Origin of the sequence: Bradyrhizobium pachyrhizi (assembly GCF_029714545.1) — a bacterium.
In the GTDB taxonomy this organism is placed as follows: domain Bacteria; phylum Pseudomonadota; class Alphaproteobacteria; order Rhizobiales; family Xanthobacteraceae; genus Bradyrhizobium; species Bradyrhizobium pachyrhizi.
The window spans coordinates 5500373-5516460 of record NZ_CP121667.1 but is presented as its reverse complement, the minus strand read 5'-3'; the positions used below and the strand labels follow the sequence as shown (position 1 = coordinate 5516460).

Here is a 16088-nt window from a genome sequence, read left to right as displayed (position 1 = left end):
TGATCCGCGATCTCCAACGCCGGGTTCGGCCATTCGATTTGGCCCTATGACCGGCAAATGGGTGAAACAGTGACGATCCAGAAAAATTGGCAAGAACTCATTCGACCGAACAAGCTGCAGGTGACGCCCGGCTCGGACGCGAGCCGGTTCGCCACCGTGGTCGCCGAACCGCTCGAGCGTGGCTTCGGCCAGACGCTCGGCAACGCGCTGCGCCGCATCCTGTTGTCCTCGCTGCAGGGCGCGGCGGTGCAGTCGGTGCATATCGACGGCGTGCTGCACGAGTTCTCCTCGATCGCCGGTGTCCGTGAAGACGTCACCGACATCGTCCTCAACATCAAGGACATCTCGATCAAGATGCAGGGCGAAGGCCCGAAGCGCATGGTCGTGAAGAAGCAGGGCCCGGGCGCCGTCACCGCCGGCGACATCCAGACCGTCGGCGATGTCACGGTGCTCAACCCCGACCTGCAGCTCTGCACGCTGGACGACGGCGCCGAGATCCGCATGGAGTTCACGGTCACGACCGGCAAGGGCTATGTCGCCGCCGAGCGCAACCGTCCCGAGGATGCTCCGATCGGCCTGATCCCGGTCGACAGCCTGTTCTCGCCGGTCCGCAAGGTCTCCTACAAGGTCGAGAACACCCGTGAGGGCCAGATCCTCGACTACGACAAGCTGACCATGACGATCGAGACCAACGGCGCGATCACGCCGGAGGACGCGGTGGCCTACGCCGCGCGCATCCTGCAGGATCAGCTCAACGTGTTCGTCAACTTTGAAGAGCCGCGCAAGGAAGTCACGCAGGAGATCATCCCCGATCTCGCGTTCAACCCGGCGTTCCTCAAGAAGGTCGACGAACTCGAGCTGTCGGTGCGTTCGGCAAACTGCCTGAAGAACGACAACATCGTCTACATCGGCGACCTCGTGCAGAAGTCGGAAGCGGAAATGCTCCGCACCCCGAACTTCGGCCGCAAGTCGCTGAACGAGATCAAGGAAGTGCTGGCCCAGATGGGTCTGCACCTCGGCATGGAAGTGCCGGGCTGGCCGCCGGAGAACATCGACGAGCTCGCCAAGCGCTTCGAGGATCACTACTGATCCGATTCCATCATCATGGCCGGGCTGTCCCGGCCATGATTCTACCGGGCGAACGCAGGATGCCCACCTGCAAAACTTGTCGCTGAACCACCGCGGCAGAATTGAAGAAGGAAGAAGTCAATGCGTCACGGCAAGGTTCATCGGAAGCTCAACCGCACCGCCGAGCACCGGCGTGCGATGTTCGCCAACATGGCGGCCGCGCTGATCAAGCACGAGCAGATCGTCACCACGCTGCCGAAGGCCAAGGAGCTGCGGCCGATCGTCGAGAAGCTCGTCACCCTCGGCAAGAAGGGCGGCCTCGCCCTGCGCCGCCAGGCGATCTCGGAGCTGCGCGACGTCGACCAGGTCAGGAAGCTGTTCGACACGCTGGCGACCCGCTACAAGGACCGCCAGGGCGGCTACACCCGCATCATCAAGGCCGGCTTCCGCTACGGCGACAACGCGGCGATGGCCGTGATCGAGTTCGTCGACCGCGACGTCGACGCCAAGGGCCAGGACTCCGGTCCGACGCAGGACAAGGAAGCCGAGGCGGCGTAAGCCGCTCTCGCTGAGGCGGCGCAGGCCGCTCTCTCTCGAGCCAGGTTTTGAAAGCGGCGCCTTCGGGCGCCGTTTTTGTTTTGGTGGCGTCGCTCTATCCCCGTCGTCGTCCTGGCGAAAGCCAGGACCCATTACCCCAACTGCTCATTGTTGCACGGCGATGGGGCAACGGTCGCGTTCACAATCGAATGCGGTGGTAATGGGTCCTGGCTTTCGCCAGCACGACGAGGCGTGTTCTACTTCCTCACGCGTCGGTGAGATGCAATTGCGGCGCTGCACGCCGCGCACGATATTTCCATCGACATCAATGGAGATGACAGATGAAAATCGACCTTTCCGGAAAAACTGCGCTGGTGACCGGCTCGACCGCGGGCATCGGCAATGCCATTGCAAGGGGGCTGGCCGAAACCGGCGCCGAGGTCGTCGTCAACGGCCGCGGTCAGGCCAAGGTCGATGCCGCGATTACGGCGATCGCCAAAGCGGTGCCCGACGCGAAGGTCCGCGGCATCGCCGCTGATGTCTCGACAGCAGAGGGCTGCAAGGCGCTGCTCGCGGCGCTGCCCGAGGTCGACATCCTCGTCAACAATGCCGGCATCTTCGAGCCGAAGCCGTTCTTCGACATTCCCGACGAGGATTGGAGCCGCTTCTACGAGGTCAACGTGATGTCGGGCGTGCGGCTGTCGCGCGGCTACATGCAGGGCATGCTGAAGCGCAACTGGGGCCGCATCGTCTTCATTTCCTCGGAGTCCGGCCTCAACATTCCGACCGAGATGATTCACTACGGAATGACCAAGACCGCGCAGCTTGCGATCGCGCGCGGCCTCGCCGAGCTGACCAAAGGCACCGCCGTGACCGTCAACTCCGTGCTGCCCGGACCGACCATGTCCGAAGGCGTCGAGACCTTCGTCAAGGATCTCGCCAAGCAGAACGGCCAATCGGTCGAAGAGGCCGCCTCCAACTTCGTCAAGCAGCACCGGCCGACCTCGCTGCTGCAGCGCTTCGCCAGCACCGAGGAGATCGCCAATCTCGTGGTCTATGTCTGCTCCAAGCAGGCATCCGCGACCAACGGCGCCGCGCTGCGCGCCGAAGGCGGCATCGTCAACACGATCGCATGAGGCCGCATGCCGGCCTATGTGATCTCCGAGGTCGAGATGCGGGACGCCGCGGCGTTCGAGGCCTATCGGACGCTGGCGGCGAACACCATCGCACAATATGGCGGGCGCTATGTCGTGCGCGGCGGCACAGTCGAGGTGGTGGAGGGCGGTCCACCACCGAACGCGATCGTCATCGTCGAATTTCCGACCATGGCGCGCCTGCGCGAATGGTACGCGTCACCGGAATACGCCGAAGCGTTGAAGCTGCGTGCAACCGCGCTGGAGCGACGCCTGCTGTTCGTCGAGGGCGTGCCGCCGATCTAAAGCGCGATGAGATTAGGTTGAATCGTCATCGCGCCTTAGCTCTTTGTTTGAGCATGATCTTTTCGGAAAACCGCTTCGCACTTTTCCGGATCATGCTCTAGCTATCCCTTCGCGCCGTCCAGGAATTCGCTGAAGCCTGCGGGACGGTAGGGACCGAAGCAAATCTGCTCCAGCACGCCAATTCCGGTCTGGCCGCTCTGGCGGGCGCGGACCACCTGCTGCACGTGCACATTCTCGCGGGCCAGCGGATCGAGCGTCGATGGATCGAACGACTCGCCGCCGATCTCGAGCTCGCCCTTCCACATGCCCTGGCCCCACTGCGGATGGCCGTAGCCGAGGCCCTTCATCTGGAATTTGAGCATCGGGTCGAGCGCGATGGTCGTGGTGTGGCCGTCGATATCGACGAGGTCGATTTCAGCCGACTGCGCGAGCCGGGTGTTCGGCACGTATTTGACGCGATGCCGCGCGGTCGCCATGCGGCGGTCGAGGCCGTCGACCACGCCGGGGATCTCGGCCTCGCTTCGGTAGAGCGGCGCGGTGATGCCCTCGCGGACCAGCGCCTCGCCCTGCGTCCCGTCGAAGAAGATCGCGTGCGAGATGTGGTCGTCCCAGACCAGCGGCGCCCAGAGGAAGAACACGCTCGGCGGCGGCATCGGCGCGCCTCCGACGTCGCGTTCGCCGACATTGCGCACGCCCCAGGACCGATCCTTGGTGCCGTAACAGGTGCGATCGTCGACCTTGATCCCGCCATCGGGGTGGTTGATGACGCCGCTCCAGCGGCCGAACTGGTCGAACCGGGTCGAATCCATCGCGCGGCGGCCGCCCGACCAAAGCGTCTGGCGCGCTTCCTGGATCGCGGCGGTGCGCGCAGAGAAGGTCAGGTCGCAGGCGAGGCCCGTCGCATTGTCGTCGAGCACCACCCGGGTCCGCAGCATCGGCTCGAGCACTTCGAGCCTGAACGGACCGACCTGCATCTCGGTGCGCTCGATCGGGGCCCGCCGCGAACCGTAAAAGCAGTGCTGCCGTCCGCCGCGTTCCACGACGCTGAAGGCGCAATCGAGGATCTTGCGGTGCGGGTAGATCGCAATGCCGATCCCGAAATAATACGCGCCGTCGGCGGTGTAGCCGTTGAACCAGGTCCGGTCATAGACATTGCGGTCGCTGGTCGAGGGAACCGCGATCGGCTCCGGCGTCTGGTGGATGGGGAAATCGTCCAGTTTGTTGAGCACGCCGATCCCTTTCGATGCCTGACGCGTTGAATCCACTTCGCTCGAAAGCGCGTCAGTCCTGCCAGTATGAAAAACTGTCGTGGTCCAGCGCTTGCGCGCAGGCGCCGCGGGTCATTTTCAGGAACAGCGCGTCGCCGCGTTCGGAGCGCTGGACGCTGAGCGCGGAGACGACGCCCATCATGATGCCGTGCAGCGTGTAGCGCCGGTAATCGCGCCAGCAACGATCCCAGTCATAGTCCCGCACGCCGCGCCGGATCAGTTCCGAATGATAGAGCCGCACCAGGTCGGCCTCATGAAGCCGTCGTTCGATCGGGTCGATGCCGGCCGAGAGGAAATAGGCGACGTCGACGATTCCCGGGCCCACTGTCAGCGTCTGCCAGTCCAGCGTCGCCATCGGCCGGGTGTTGCCGCGCACATCGAACAGCATGTTGTCGAGCCGGAAGTCCGCATGCTGCAGGGTTCGCGGCGCCGACCGATCGGACTGATAGCGCAATAGGGCGTCCGGAAGCCGGTCGATCAGATCAAGGAATTCCGGCTCGATCACGCCGCGATATCGCTCCTTGTAGTGACCGATGATGCCGGGCAGCACCGCGCGAAGGTCTCTGCGCCGGCTTGCGGCCACCACGAAGCATTGCACCGCATCGAGGCTCGGGTCATTCCATCGCGGCGCATGCAACGCCGCGGCCTCGGTCATGGCCATCTGGCTGTCGGCGATCGAGCATCCGGCGAGTTGATCGCCCGGACGTGCGGGCGCGAGGTCTTCCAGGATCAGCGTGAAGTCGTCGGTCGCCGGATCGATTTCGGCAAGAATCGGCCGGGGCGTGTGAATGGCGACGGTGGCGGCCAGCTCGCGATAGAACGCGACCTCGCGGACGTAAAGCGTGTGCGCGGAGCCGGAGCGGCGGCTGTCGGGATCTGCAGCAGGGAATTTGCCGACGACGCTCAGGGGAGCGTTCGGCTCGTCACCGTCATAGGTCAGACGAAATCGATAACTGTCGCCGACGAGGCCGTTGCCGACCGGCTTGCAGGCGAGATCGACGACTCTGACCCGATCGATCACACCGGCTTCGCGCAGCGCCCGCGTCATCCACTCCGGATCGATCCGCGACGGATCGGCCGTGAGCAAATTCATCGGTTTCCTCCCATCCCCGTGGGCGTCACCACAGCTCCGGCTGCGTCCTGCGCGGCCGGATTGAGGACGGGGTGATCGTTGCGCAAATCATACAGGCGATGCCGTGGCTTTGGCAAAGCCACCCGCCGGCCTGTGGGGATATCATGCCCGGGATGTTGCCCCGGGCATGAGGAAGCGGACGTGAGGAGCCTTACCAACCCTCGAGCACGATCTTGCCGCGTGACTTGCCGCTTTCCAGCAGAGCGTGGGCGCGCTTGAGGTTGGCGGCGTTGATGGTACCGAAGGTCTGGTCGAGCGTGGTGCGCAGCACGCCCTTGTCGATCAGGTCGGCGACATCGTTGAGCAGATGATGCTGCGCGATCATGTCGGGCGTCTGGAACGAGGAGCGCGTGAACATCGATTCCCAGTGCACCGACACCGCCTTGCCCTTGAAGGCGGCGACGTTGAACTCCGGCGGATCGTCGATCAGGCCGAACTTGCCCTGCGGCGCGATGAAGTCGGCGATCGACTTGTAGTGTTGGTCGGTGAAGGTGAGGCTGGCGACGAGGCCGACCGGCGGCAGCCTCAAGCTCTCGATCTGCTCCTTCATCGGCTGCGAGTGGTCGATCACCGCATGGGCGCCGAGATCGCGGCACCACTTTTGCGACTCCGGCCGCGTCGCGGTCGCGACCACGGTCAGCCCGGTGAGGCGGCGCGCAAGCTGGATCAGGATCGAGCCGACGCCGCCGGCGCCGCCGGTGATCAGAAGCGTGCGCGGGTCGAGGCTCTTGCCCGGCACCGCGCCGAGCCGGTCGAACAGCAGCTCCCACGCGGTGATCGAGGTCAGGGGCAGGGCGGCGGCCTGCGCGAAGGACAGCGACGCCGGCTTGTTGCCGACGATGCGTTCATCGACCAGATGAAATTCCGAATTGGTGCCCTGGCGCAGGATCGAGCCCGCGTAAAACACCTCGTCGCCGGGCTTGAAGAGCGAGACGTCGGGCCCGACCGCGTCGACCACGCCGGCCGCGTCGAAGCCGAGGATCTTGTATCCGCCGTCGGTCGGCGCGGCGCGCTTGCGCACCTTGTAGTCGACCGGATTGGCCGAGATGGCCTTCACCGCGACGCGGATGTCGCGCCCCTTCGGCTCGGGCTTGGCGATCTCGAAATCGACGAGAGAGTCCGCCGCCTCGATCGGCAGCGATTTTTGGTATCCGACGGCCTTCATGCCTGGTCTCCGTGGTGGGCGATTGCCTGCCGATTAACTGTCGCGCTGGCGTCCATTTGGCAAGTACTGTAAAAACAGGGAACTAGTCCCTGTTTGTATACTATTGGGAAAATACTGGATGAAACGGCAGAATTTTGCGCGCCGGCCGGGCTGCGCGGTCGAGGCGGCGCTCGACCTGATCGACGGCAAATGGAAGGGCGTGATCCTCTACCACTTGCAGGCCGGCACCCAGCGCTTCGGCGAGCTGCGGAAGCGGATGCCCGGCATCACCCAGCGCATGCTGACCAAGCAGCTGCGCGCGCTCGAGGACGATGGCCTCGTGATCCGCAAGGTCTATGCCGAGGTGCCGCCACGCGTCGAATACACGCTTTCCGAACTCGGCGAGAGCCTGCGCCCGGTGATCGATATTCTGAAAGCCTGGGGCGAGGGCCATCAGGAGCGGCTGTCCTGCGCACCGGCGCCGGAGGTCGTCGTGAAGAAGAAGCGCGCGGCGTAGCTCAAGTTTGAATTGAATCAGGCCGGCCACGCGCCGAGGGGCAGGTCACTCGCAAATGAAAAGTTCGGTGTCGTCCCGGCGTAGGCCGGGACCCATAACCCCAGGGAGCGGTTGTGGCGCGGGCGAGCGACCACGAGTCTTCGTCAAGCCAGATCCTGTGGTTATGGGTCCCGGATCTGCGCTCCGCTTCGCTGCGCTTGTCCGGGACGACGAAGTTCTTTTGCCGCCGGCTCCTTTGCATGGGTTGTTTTCGATATTTCGGCAGCGCGTAACGGCCGGGAGCGGTGTCGCTCCCGGCCGTTGATCTTGACGGCCGCTCCGATCAGCTCAGAACGCAACCTGCGTGCGCAGCGCGACCGCGTCGAACTTCGAGCCGACGTCCGCAGCCGAGGTCGCCGAGGCCTGCTTGGCGATATCGCCGTGCAGGTAGTTCAGCATGAAGCGGACGTTGTTGTTGACGTACCAGTTCAGCGCGGCGGTGTAGATGGTCTGCCGTCCGCCCGCGACGCCGACCGCCTGCGCGATCTGATCGTTGAGGTCCATCGTGCTGACGCGGCCGGCGATTTCCCAGGCGCCCCAGCCGCCGCCGGCGAGCGAGAACGGATCATGCGGCTTGATCCCGCTATAGGAGGCCGTCGCCGGGTTGTAGGCGTGGTTCTCGCCGGTCAGCACGTAGCCGACCTGCGCGTAACCGCCGTCGAACTTCAGGCTCGGCGCGCCGAATGGCGGCAGCCCCGTGTTCGCCGAGCGGTCGACATTGAACCAGTAATATTCGCCTTGCGCGATGAACGGGCCATAGGTCGCCGCCGCCTCGACGCCGTAGACCTGCGCGCCGGAGACGTTGGCGATCGCACCGGTCGAGATCAGCGTGGTCGGATCGATGCGCAGCTCGGGCCGGTCGCTGAGCGTGAGCGTCTGCGCCTGCGTGAGCTGGTTGCGTGGCGGCTGCACCAGCCATTCCGCATCGGCGCCGATGTGCACCGAATAGTTCTTGCCGCTGATCGGATTGCCGGCGACGCGGATGACCCCGCCATACTGCTCGGACGTGCCGGCCGGCGAGGCGGAGGACGCGGAGTGGATGGCGCCCGACGTTGGTCCGGTGACATAGCCGCCGATCCAGAACTGGTCGTTCCACCAGCGGGTGCCGGCGGCCGAACGGAAGTCACCGGCGGCGATGTTCTGGGCGATGATGCCGACCGAGGCGCGCTCCATGAACAGGATGTCGTTGGAGCTGGTCGCTTCGTCGAGCGTCCACGGCACGTCCATGATGCCGCCTTCGATCGCCATCTTGCCGCCGAACGGCTTGAAGCCGGTGTAGCTCAGATACGCATTCTCGATGCCCGAGGTGCCGCCGCCGGGCAGCGATCCCGGTGCCGCGCCGCCGAAGCCGTCGGACGAGCCGCCGAAATCGTAGATCAGCGAGTAATTCCAGTCGCCGAAGAATTTGCCGACGATGCCGATGCGCGCGCGGCGGACGTTCTCGCCGCTGTCGAGCTTCTGCGGCGAGGTGCCTGCGGTGTTCGGACGATAGTCGTAGCCGCCGACATCCCAATGCACGCGACTCGTGATCGCAACGCAGTTCTGTTCGTCCGCGGTGCAGATCGTCGGCCGGTTGTTCGGCATCGTCACAACGACGCCGGACGGCGCGACCGGGCCTTTCACCGGGATCGCGGCGTTGGCGCTCGCCACTCGCGCGGCCTTGGCATCCGCCGCCTTCGCATTGGCGTTCGCGCTGGCGGCGGTTGCGGTATTGGCGTTGGTCTGCTTCTGCAGTCTGTCGAGCTTCTGTTCGAGCATCTTCAGCTGCTGCTTCAGTAGCGCGATCTCCGCATCGCTGCCGCCTCCGGCCGATTGTGAATAGGCCGGCGAGGCGGCGAGCGCCCCTGCCAGGCCTATGGCGATTGCACCAACTTTTGTCGCACCCATCGTGCACCCCTGTTGTGTTTGAAGTCCCCACTCACTGAACGGTCCTAGGAGCGTATCGTGACTGACGCACGACAGTGCTTCCGGGCATCGCAGTTCCGCTTGTGGTCCGCAGGCAACAAGCGGAGCGGCGCAGTGAGATGACAGCCATCATAGAAGCTTGGCGGCGCGCTTCAACGCGGCTGCCGCGGGTTGTGCACCGGTCCGGCGGGGGGCCAGTTATCCGGCCGGGCGCCCTTCAATTGCCCGGCGAACACGCCTATATTCCGGCGTTTCCACGAGAGGTGAGAATGCTCCGACCTGTCCGCTTTGTTGCCGTATCCGCTCTGTGCACGTTGGCCTTCATGTGGAATCTTTCCGCAGCCGCGGCCCAGGATCGCCGCGTGCCGTCCTCGCAGGCCGAGCTGCAATTGTCCTATGCGCCGATCGTGCAGCGGGTGCAGCCGGCGGTGGTCAATGTCTACGCCGCCAAGACCGTACAGAACCGCAATCCGTTCCTGGACGATCCGATTTTTCGCCGCTTCTTCGGCGTGCCGGGACAGCAGCCCGAGCAGATGCAGCGCTCGCTCGGCTCCGGCGTGATGGTCGACGGCTCCGGCCTCGTGGTCACAAACAATCACGTGATCGAGGGCGCCGACCAGGTGAAGGTCTCGCTCGCCGACAAGCGCGAATACGAGGCCGAGATCGTGCTGAAGGACAGCCGCACGGACCTTGCGGTGCTGCGGCTGAAGAACACCAACAAGGAAAAATTCGCAACGCTCGACTTCGCCAACTCCGACCAGCTGCAGGTCGGTGACGTCGTTCTGGCGATCGGCAATCCATTCGGCGTCGGCCAGACCGTGACGCACGGCATCATCTCGGCTTTGGCACGTACTCAAGTCGGGATCACGGATTATCAATTCTTCATTCAGACCGACGCGGCGATCAATCCCGGCAATTCGGGCGGCGCGCTGGTAGACATGACCGGCCGGCTCGCCGGCATCAACACCGCGATCTTCTCGCGCTCCGGCGGCTCGCAGGGCATCGGCTTTGCGATTCCGGCCAACATGGTGCGGGTGGTGGTGGCCTCGGCCAAGAGCGGCGGCAAGGCGGTGAAGCGGCCATGGCTCGGCGCGCGGCTGCAGGCGGTCACGCCTGAGATCGCGGAGACGCTGGGACTGAAGCTGCCGAGCGGTGCGCTGGTCGCCAATGTCGCGCCGAACAGCCCGGCGGCGAAGGCCGGGCTCAAGCTCTCCGACCTGATCATCGGGATCGACGGCACGCCGATCGACGATCCCAACGCGTTCGACTACCGCTTCGCGACCCGTCCGCTCGGCGGCAACGCGGAGATCGAGGTGCAGCGCGCCGGCAAGCCGGTGAAGCTTACCGTGCCGCTGGAGACCGCGCCCGATACCAATCGCGACGAGATCGTGCTGACCGCGCGCTCGCCGTTCCAGGGCGCCAGGGTCGCCAATATCTCGCCGGCGCTGGCCGATGAGCTGCATCTCGACGCGGGCGCTGAGGGCGTCGTGGTGACCGAACTGGCCGATGACGGCACCGCCGCCAACGTCGGCTTCCAGAAGGGCGACATCATTCTCGTGGTCAACAACGAGAAGATTGCGCGGACCAGCGACCTCGAGAAGGCCTCGAAAACGGGGTCGCGGGTCTGGCGCATCACGCTGGTGCGTGGCGGCCAGCAGATCAACGTGACGCTCGGCGGATGAGCCCAAAGCGACCGCACGAAGCCAGCAATCTCTTCGCCGCGGCGGGGATGGAGCAGGACGCGCCGCACCCGCTGCCAGACCGGCTGCGTCCGCGGACGCTGGCCGATGTCGTCGGCCAGGATCACATCCTCGGCCCCGACGGTGCGCTGACGCGGATGCTGGAGACGCGCACGCTGGGCTCGCTGGTGTTCTGGGGACCGCCCGGCACCGGCAAGACCACCGTGGCGCGGCTTCTGGCCGACGCCACCGAGCTGCATTTCGAGCAGATCTCCGCGGTGTTCTCCGGCGTCGCCGATCTCAAGAAGGCGTTCGATGCCGCGCGTGCCCGCCGCGAGACCGGCAAGGGCACGCTGCTGTTCGTCGACGAGGTGCATCGTTTCAACCGCGCGCAACAGGATTCCTTCCTGCCCGTGATGGAGGACGGCACGGTGGTGCTGGTCGGCGCCACCACGGAGAATCCGTCCTTCGAGCTCAACGCGGCGCTTTTGTCGCGCGCCCGCGTGCTGGTGTTTCACTCGCTCGATACGGCGGCGATCGAGAAACTGTTTGCCAATGCAGAGAAGATCGAGGGCAAGCAGCTGCCACTCGATGCCGAGGCGCGCGCCGTGCTGGTGCGGATGGCCGACGGCGACGGCCGCGCCTCGCTGACATTGGCCGAAGAGGTCTGGCGCGCCGCCCGCAAGGGCGAGGTGTTCAACGCCGAGCAGTTGCAGGCCATCCTGCAGCGCCGCGCGCCGATCTACGACAAGTCGGCCGACGGCCATTACAATCTGATCTCGGCGCTGCACAAGTCGGTGCGCGGCTCCGATCCGGATGCGGCGCTGTACTATCTCGCGCGCATGTTCGATGCCGGCGAGGATCCGCTGTTCCTGGCGCGGCGCGTGGTGCGCATGGCGGTCGAGGACATCGGCCTTGCCGATCCGCAGGCGCTGGCGGTCTGCAACGCCGCCAAGGATGCCTACGATTTCCTCGGCTCGCCGGAAGGTGAGCTCGCGATCGCGCAGGCCGTGGTCTATCTCGCCACCGCGCCGAAATCGAACGCGGTCTACACCGCGTTCGGCGCCGCGATGCAGACCGCGAAGCAGGGCGGCTCGCTGCTGCCGCCGAAGCACATTTTGAATTCGCCGACCAAACTGATGAAGTCGGAGGGTTACGGCACCGGCTATCAATATGATCACGACGCGCCCGACGCGTTCTCCGGCCAGGACTATTTCCCGGAAGCGCTGGGTCGCCAGACCTTCTACGATCCGCCCGACCGCGGCTTCGAGCGCGAGATCCGCAAGCGGCTGGATTACTGGCAGCGGCTGCGCAAGGAGCGCGGCGGGAGCTAGAGATTGGGTCGCGGCCGCGAGTAACGTGCGTTCCCGTTTCCACCTGCGGCGTGGAAGCGTCGGTTGCAGAAGCCCGCAAATGCCATATGCAACAGCCTAGGGGCGAGCAACACTTGTATGATTTCGGAATATTAGAAGGGTATCCCTGAGTTGCCCGACGTGTCAAGTTGCTTCGTGCAACGCCGGCCGCCGCCGGCTACTTTGCATGGGGTTGTTTTCGATATTTTGGCAGCGCCCGCTGCGACGGCCCATAACTTCGTATTGCTTTGGCGCGTCACTTGACGCTCTTTGCGAATTCCAGGATCTCATCCGTCAGCCGCGTGTCCGGCGTGTTGATCGCATAGACCTCCGACATGTGGCTGTGCTGCGGCAGCATGAAGCTGCGCGCGCAGCCGCTTGGCCGCTTGCAGCTGGCCCGCTTCATGAGCTCGAACTGCTCGACGAAGCGCGGCGGGTCGAGCTCGGCCGCGGTGATCAGGAACGGGATCGGGCTTCCGACCAGACCTTGCAGCGAGGAGCGTTCGGCATAGCGCGAGGGGTCGGAGCCGTAATAGGCGAGCTCGGCGTCGCCGGCCGGCGAGGCCGTCAGATCATAGAGGCCCGACACCATGATCGCGCCGGCAAGCCCGCCGCCCTTCACCTTGTGGAATTCGCCATGGGAGACATAGCTCGCGACATGGATCGCGCCGGCCGACTGGCCCATCAGGAAGATGCGCCTGGGCCCGCCGCCGCGGGAGGCGATGTTTTCCGCAACCCACTGCACGATCGCACCGACGTCCTCCGCGCCTGCCGGCCATGGAGAGGCCGGCGCCAGGCGATAGGTGGCATTGACGCCGACGAAACCGTTCTTCACCGCCCACAGCATGATGTTGTCGTAGAACGGGCTGCCGGGCGCGCGCTTGTTGCCCGCAATGAGGCCGCCGCCGTGGATGTAGATCAGCACGGGTCGTGCGGGCGCCGCCGTCTCCGGCGTGAACACGTCGAGCAGATGGCGGTCGGCGGGGCCGTATTTGAGGTCGCGCTCGACCTTGACGCCCTGATAGGGCTCCTTCTGTTGCAACGGCGCGTAGAGTGCGGCGGTCTTGGGTGGGTCGATGACGCGGCCGAGTTCCAAGAGCTTCCAGGCCAGATCGTCCGGCATCGTGGCTTCGGACATCGGGCTTTGCTGGGCGAGCGCAGGGTCCGTGAGCATCAGGGCCGCCGCCAAAGCCGATATCGCCAGTCTCATTTCAGGGCCCCGTCGATTGCCGTATGCGGCCGAACATGGCCGATCTTGCGCCGGATTCACACCGATTTCGCCGTGACGATTCGCGGCATTTGCGCTAGGCACAATGCAGGTCTGGAGCCGAAAAATCACCATGAGCCGCCGTATCAAGAGAACCACATCGCCGGGCGACCGCGCCAAAGGGCGCGACAAGGGCCGCGAACGGGACCGCGCCGGCGATCGTGGCAAGGATCATGGTAAGAGCGGATCGGCGCCGCGCGGCCGCAAGCCGGACGATCGCAAGCTCGGTGAGCGCAAGTCCGGTGAGCGCAAGACCGGCGACCGTCCGTTCGCGCACCATGCGGCCGGAAAGCCACCGCGCTTTGCCGAGCCGCGCCGCGACCGGCAGGAGCGGGCTGAGCCCGCCATGTCGAAGACTGCCGCGGCCGAACAGCCATTGCCGACCAAGGTTCAGACTGTTGTCGTCACCGCCGACGAGAACGGCATGCGCGTCGACCGTTTCCTCGAGGCACGGTTTCCCGGCCTGTCGTTCTCCCACATCCAGCGCATCGTCCGGAAGGGCGAACTCAGGGTCAACGGCAAGCGCGCCGATTCCAAGGACCGGCTCGAGGGGGGCCAGAGCGTGCGGATCCCGCCGTTGCGGCTTGATACGCCGAAGACGGCCGGCACGCTCTCCGAGGCCGAGGCGAAGACGCTGCAGGCGCTGAAGGACATGACGCTGTACGAGGACGACGACGTGCTGGTGCTGAACAAGCCGGCCGGTCTCGCCGTGCAGGGCGGCTCCGGCATGACCCGCCATGTCGACCAGATGCTCGAGGTGATGCGCGACGCCAAGGGGCAGAAGCCGCGGCTGGTGCACCGGCTCGACCGCGAGACCTCGGGCTGCCTTCTGGTCGCCAAGACGCGTTTCGCTGCCACGCATCTCACCGGCGCATTCCGCCATCGCTCCGCGCGCAAGATCTACTGGGCGCTGGTCGCCGGCGTGCCGAAGCCGAAGCAGGGCCGCATCTCGACCTATCTCGCCAAGGAGGAGAGCGAGGAGGACAGCATCATGCGGATCGCCGAGCATGGTGACGAGGGCGCGAGCCACGCCGTGACATATTATGCCGTGGTCGAGACCTCGGCGACCAAGCTCGCCTGGGTGTCGCTCAAGCCGGTGACCGGCCGCACCCATCAATTGCGCGCCCACATGGCGCATATCGATCACGCCATCGTCGGTGATCCGAAATACTTCAACAAGGAGAACTGGCAGCTGCCCGGCGGCTTGCAGAACCGGCTGCATCTGCTCGCCCGCCGTATCGTGATTCCGCACCCGCGCGGCGGCGTGATCGATGCCACCGCGCCGCTGCCGCCGCACATGCTGCAATCCTGGAATCTGCTCGGACTCGAGGCCGACCGCTTCGACCCGATCGAGAACGCGCCCGAGGAGTGACGGGCGGAGCGCGGCCTCCAATATCCGTCGCGGACAGCAACAACGATCAAACGGCTCTGCGCCTTGCGGCTATCTTCGCGCGCCGGCCTTTGCCGGCCTGCAACGGAGACTCTCCATGATCGGCACCTGGCTGCGCGTCACGCTTTTCCTGATTGGCTCAGCTATCGCCTCGGTGACGGCGCAGGCCGAGACCATCGTGCTCCGCGGCGGCACGCTTTACGCATCGGCCGATGCGGAAGCGCTGCCGGATGCGGTGATCGTGATGACCGACGGCGTCATCAGCGCGGTCGGCAAGTCCGGCGACATCCAGGCGCCGCCGGACGCCCGCGTGATCGATTGCAGCGGTAAGACCATCGTCGCCGGCTTCTGGAACAGCCACGTCCATTTCACGCAGAAAGTCTGGCGCAACGCCGGCGCTGCGCCGCCCGCGGCGCTGACGCAGCACATGCAGGAGATGCTGACGCGCTGGGGTTTTACCACGGTCTGGGATCTCGGCTCCGATCCGAGCGACACGTTGCCGCTGCGCAAGCGCATCGCCGCGGGCGAAGTCGCCGGCCCCAACATCCTGCTCGCCGGCAACATCTTCCCGAAGGGCGGGCACCCCGTCTACATCCCGCGCGAAGTGCAGCTTCCTGAAGTCGCGACGCCGGAGGAGGCAACGAAATGGGCGCGCGACTGGCTCGCGATGGGCGAGGACGGCATCAAGCTGTTCACCGGGGCGTTCATGGGGGACAAGCCTGTTGTCAACATGGACCCTGCAATCGCCAAGGCCGCTGTCGACGTCGCGCATGCGCAGGGCCGACCGGTGTTCGCGCATCCGCAGAACAAGGTCGGTGTCGAGACGGTGATCGAGTCCGGCGTCGACGTGCTCGCGCACACCACACCCGGCGAACCCAGCTACACCGCGGATCAGCTGGCGCGGTTCAAGGCAAATGGGACTGCGCTCGTTCCCACACTGTCGCTGTTCACCACCGTGGTGCTCGATCCGAACGTCACCAATCGTCTGGTGGCTTCGACCGTCAACCAGCTCAAGCAATTTTCGGAGAATGGCGGCACGGTGCTGTTCGGCACCGATGTCGGCTTCACCACGCTGTACGACACCACGCAGGAATTTCAGATGATGCACCGCGTGTTGTCGGAGCGGCAGGTGCTGGCCTCGCTGACGACCAATCCGGCGCGGTTCTTCAAGGCCGCGAAGAAGGGACGGGTGGAGCAGGGCTTCGACGCCGATCTCGTGGTGCTCGACGGCGATCCGCTCGGCGACGTCGGCAATCTTGCGAAGGTAAGCAGTACCATCCGTGCCGGTCACGTGATCTACCAGAAGCCGTGACGAGGGCGGGGAACTCGCATCGCGGGGGCAGCGTTGACG

At 65.3% G+C, this 16088-nt stretch carries 14 protein-coding genes; 9 read left to right on the top strand and 5 right to left on the bottom strand.

What is annotated here, in order from left to right:
• Positions 1-57: 57 nt before the first annotated feature.
• The 4 genes from QA639_RS26080 to QA639_RS26065 all read left to right on the top strand — a co-directional run bounded on the left by QA639_RS26080 (position 58) and on the right by QA639_RS26065 (position 3044).
• Positions 58-1089, top strand: a complete 1032-nt coding sequence (locus QA639_RS26080; RefSeq protein WP_035631062.1) for a DNA-directed RNA polymerase subunit alpha — start codon at positions 58-60, stop codon at positions 1087-1089.
• A 120-nt stretch (positions 1090-1209) separates the two neighbouring features.
• Positions 1210-1626 carry a 50S ribosomal protein L17 gene (gene rplQ / locus QA639_RS26075; RefSeq protein ID WP_028335465.1) on the top strand — a complete coding sequence of 139 codons (417 nt, stop codon included), beginning with the start codon at positions 1210-1212 and terminating at the stop codon, positions 1624-1626.
• Positions 1627-1946: 320 nt separating this feature from the next.
• The gene (locus QA639_RS26070; protein WP_283087643.1) at positions 1947-2741 is read left to right on the top strand and encodes an SDR family NAD(P)-dependent oxidoreductase; all 795 of its coding nucleotides are present in this window, start codon (positions 1947-1949) and stop codon (positions 2739-2741) included.
• Positions 2742-2747: 6 nt separating this feature from the next.
• On the top strand, positions 2748-3044 hold the full coding sequence (locus QA639_RS26065; protein ID WP_283087642.1) for a DUF1330 domain-containing protein: 297 nt from the start codon (positions 2748-2750) through the stop codon (positions 3042-3044).
• Positions 3045-3145: 101 nt separating this feature from the next.
• On the opposite strand, the gene QA639_RS26060 is transcribed toward QA639_RS26065, so the two are convergent.
• The 3 genes from QA639_RS26060 to QA639_RS26050 form a co-directional block, all read right to left on the bottom strand.
• A complete protein-coding gene (locus QA639_RS26060; protein ID WP_283087641.1) occupies positions 3146-4273 on the bottom strand; it encodes an Rv3169 family protein in 1128 nt (375 codons plus the stop codon).
• Between the two features lie 52 nt (positions 4274-4325).
• Entirely contained in the window at positions 4326-5405 is a 1080-nt protein-coding gene (locus QA639_RS26055; RefSeq protein WP_283087640.1) for a phosphotransferase family protein, read from the bottom strand.
• A 190-nt stretch (positions 5406-5595) separates the two neighbouring features.
• Positions 5596-6609: a zinc-binding alcohol dehydrogenase family protein gene (locus QA639_RS26050; RefSeq protein WP_028335470.1), complete on the bottom strand. Its 1014-nt coding sequence runs from the start codon at positions 6607-6609 to the stop codon at positions 5596-5598.
• A gap of 118 nt (positions 6610-6727) precedes the next feature.
• On the opposite strand from QA639_RS26050, the gene QA639_RS26045 reads away from it, so the two are divergent.
• Entirely contained in the window at positions 6728-7105 is a 378-nt protein-coding gene (locus QA639_RS26045; RefSeq protein WP_028335471.1) for a winged helix-turn-helix transcriptional regulator, read from the top strand.
• Positions 7106-7432: 327 nt separating this feature from the next.
• Here the strand turns inward: QA639_RS26045 and QA639_RS26040 are convergent, their stop codons facing one another.
• Complete coding sequence (locus QA639_RS26040; RefSeq protein WP_028335472.1) at positions 7433-9031, bottom strand: OprO/OprP family phosphate-selective porin; 1599 nt, start codon at positions 9029-9031, stop codon at positions 7433-7435.
• 341 nt (positions 9032-9372) lie between these two features.
• Here QA639_RS26040 and QA639_RS26035 point away from each other — a divergent pair, with 341 nt between their 5' ends.
• Both QA639_RS26035 and QA639_RS26030 read left to right on the top strand, forming a co-directional pair.
• Positions 9373-10731 (top strand): DegQ family serine endoprotease, encoded by a 1359-nt coding sequence (locus QA639_RS26035; RefSeq protein ID WP_428841187.1) that lies wholly within the window; start codon positions 9373-9375, stop codon positions 10729-10731.
• Positions 10728-12062 carry a replication-associated recombination protein A gene (locus QA639_RS26030; protein WP_283087638.1) on the top strand — a complete coding sequence of 445 codons (1335 nt, stop codon included), beginning with the start codon at positions 10728-10730 and terminating at the stop codon, positions 12060-12062. Before QA639_RS26035 ends, QA639_RS26030 begins: the two co-directional genes overlap by 4 nt.
• A gap of 274 nt (positions 12063-12336) precedes the next feature.
• Here QA639_RS26030 and QA639_RS26025 read toward each other — a convergent pair whose 3' ends face one another.
• Positions 12337-13254, bottom strand: a complete 918-nt coding sequence (locus QA639_RS26025; RefSeq protein ID WP_283087637.1) for an alpha/beta hydrolase — start codon at positions 13252-13254, stop codon at positions 12337-12339.
• 166 nt (positions 13255-13420) lie between these two features.
• On the opposite strand from QA639_RS26025, the gene QA639_RS26020 reads away from it, so the two are divergent.
• Together QA639_RS26020 and QA639_RS26015 are read left to right on the top strand one after the other, a co-directional pair.
• Complete coding sequence (locus QA639_RS26020; protein ID WP_283087636.1) at positions 13421-14719, top strand: RluA family pseudouridine synthase; 1299 nt, start codon at positions 13421-13423, stop codon at positions 14717-14719.
• A gap of 115 nt (positions 14720-14834) precedes the next feature.
• Positions 14835-16049 (top strand): amidohydrolase family protein, encoded by a 1215-nt coding sequence (locus QA639_RS26015; protein ID WP_283087635.1) that lies wholly within the window; start codon positions 14835-14837, stop codon positions 16047-16049.
• The last annotated feature ends 39 nt before the right edge of the window (positions 16050-16088 follow it).

Excerpts from the sequence above, each read along its gene's own strand:
- QA639_RS26040 (WP_028335472.1), bottom strand. The coding sequence starts at position 9,031 with ATGGGTGCGACAAAAGTTGGTGCAATCGCCATAGGCCTGGCAGGGGCG.
- QA639_RS26065 (WP_283087642.1), top strand. The coding sequence starts at position 2,748 with ATGCCGGCCTATGTGATCTCCGAGGTCGAGATGCGGGACGCCGCGGCG.
- QA639_RS26030 (WP_283087638.1), top strand. The coding sequence starts at position 10,728 with ATGAGCCCAAAGCGACCGCACGAAGCCAGCAATCTCTTCGCCGCGGCG.
- QA639_RS26035 (WP_428841187.1), top strand. The coding sequence starts at position 9,373 with ATGTGGAATCTTTCCGCAGCCGCGGCCCAGGATCGCCGCGTGCCGTCC.
- QA639_RS26025 (WP_283087637.1), bottom strand. The coding sequence starts at position 13,254 with ATGCTCACGGACCCTGCGCTCGCCCAGCAAAGCCCGATGTCCGAAGCC.
- QA639_RS26050 (WP_028335470.1), bottom strand. The coding sequence starts at position 6,609 with ATGAAGGCCGTCGGATACCAAAAATCGCTGCCGATCGAGGCGGCGGAC.
- QA639_RS26080 (WP_035631062.1), top strand. The coding sequence starts at position 58 with ATGGGTGAAACAGTGACGATCCAGAAAAATTGGCAAGAACTCATTCGA.
- QA639_RS26015 (WP_283087635.1), top strand. The coding sequence starts at position 14,835 with ATGATCGGCACCTGGCTGCGCGTCACGCTTTTCCTGATTGGCTCAGCT.
- QA639_RS26020 (WP_283087636.1), top strand. The coding sequence starts at position 13,421 with ATGAGCCGCCGTATCAAGAGAACCACATCGCCGGGCGACCGCGCCAAA.
- rplQ (WP_028335465.1), top strand. The coding sequence starts at position 1,210 with ATGCGTCACGGCAAGGTTCATCGGAAGCTCAACCGCACCGCCGAGCAC.
- QA639_RS26045 (WP_028335471.1), top strand. The coding sequence starts at position 6,728 with ATGAAACGGCAGAATTTTGCGCGCCGGCCGGGCTGCGCGGTCGAGGCG.
- QA639_RS26055 (WP_283087640.1), bottom strand. The coding sequence starts at position 5,405 with ATGAATTTGCTCACGGCCGATCCGTCGCGGATCGATCCGGAGTGGATG.
- QA639_RS26070 (WP_283087643.1), top strand. The coding sequence starts at position 1,947 with ATGAAAATCGACCTTTCCGGAAAAACTGCGCTGGTGACCGGCTCGACC.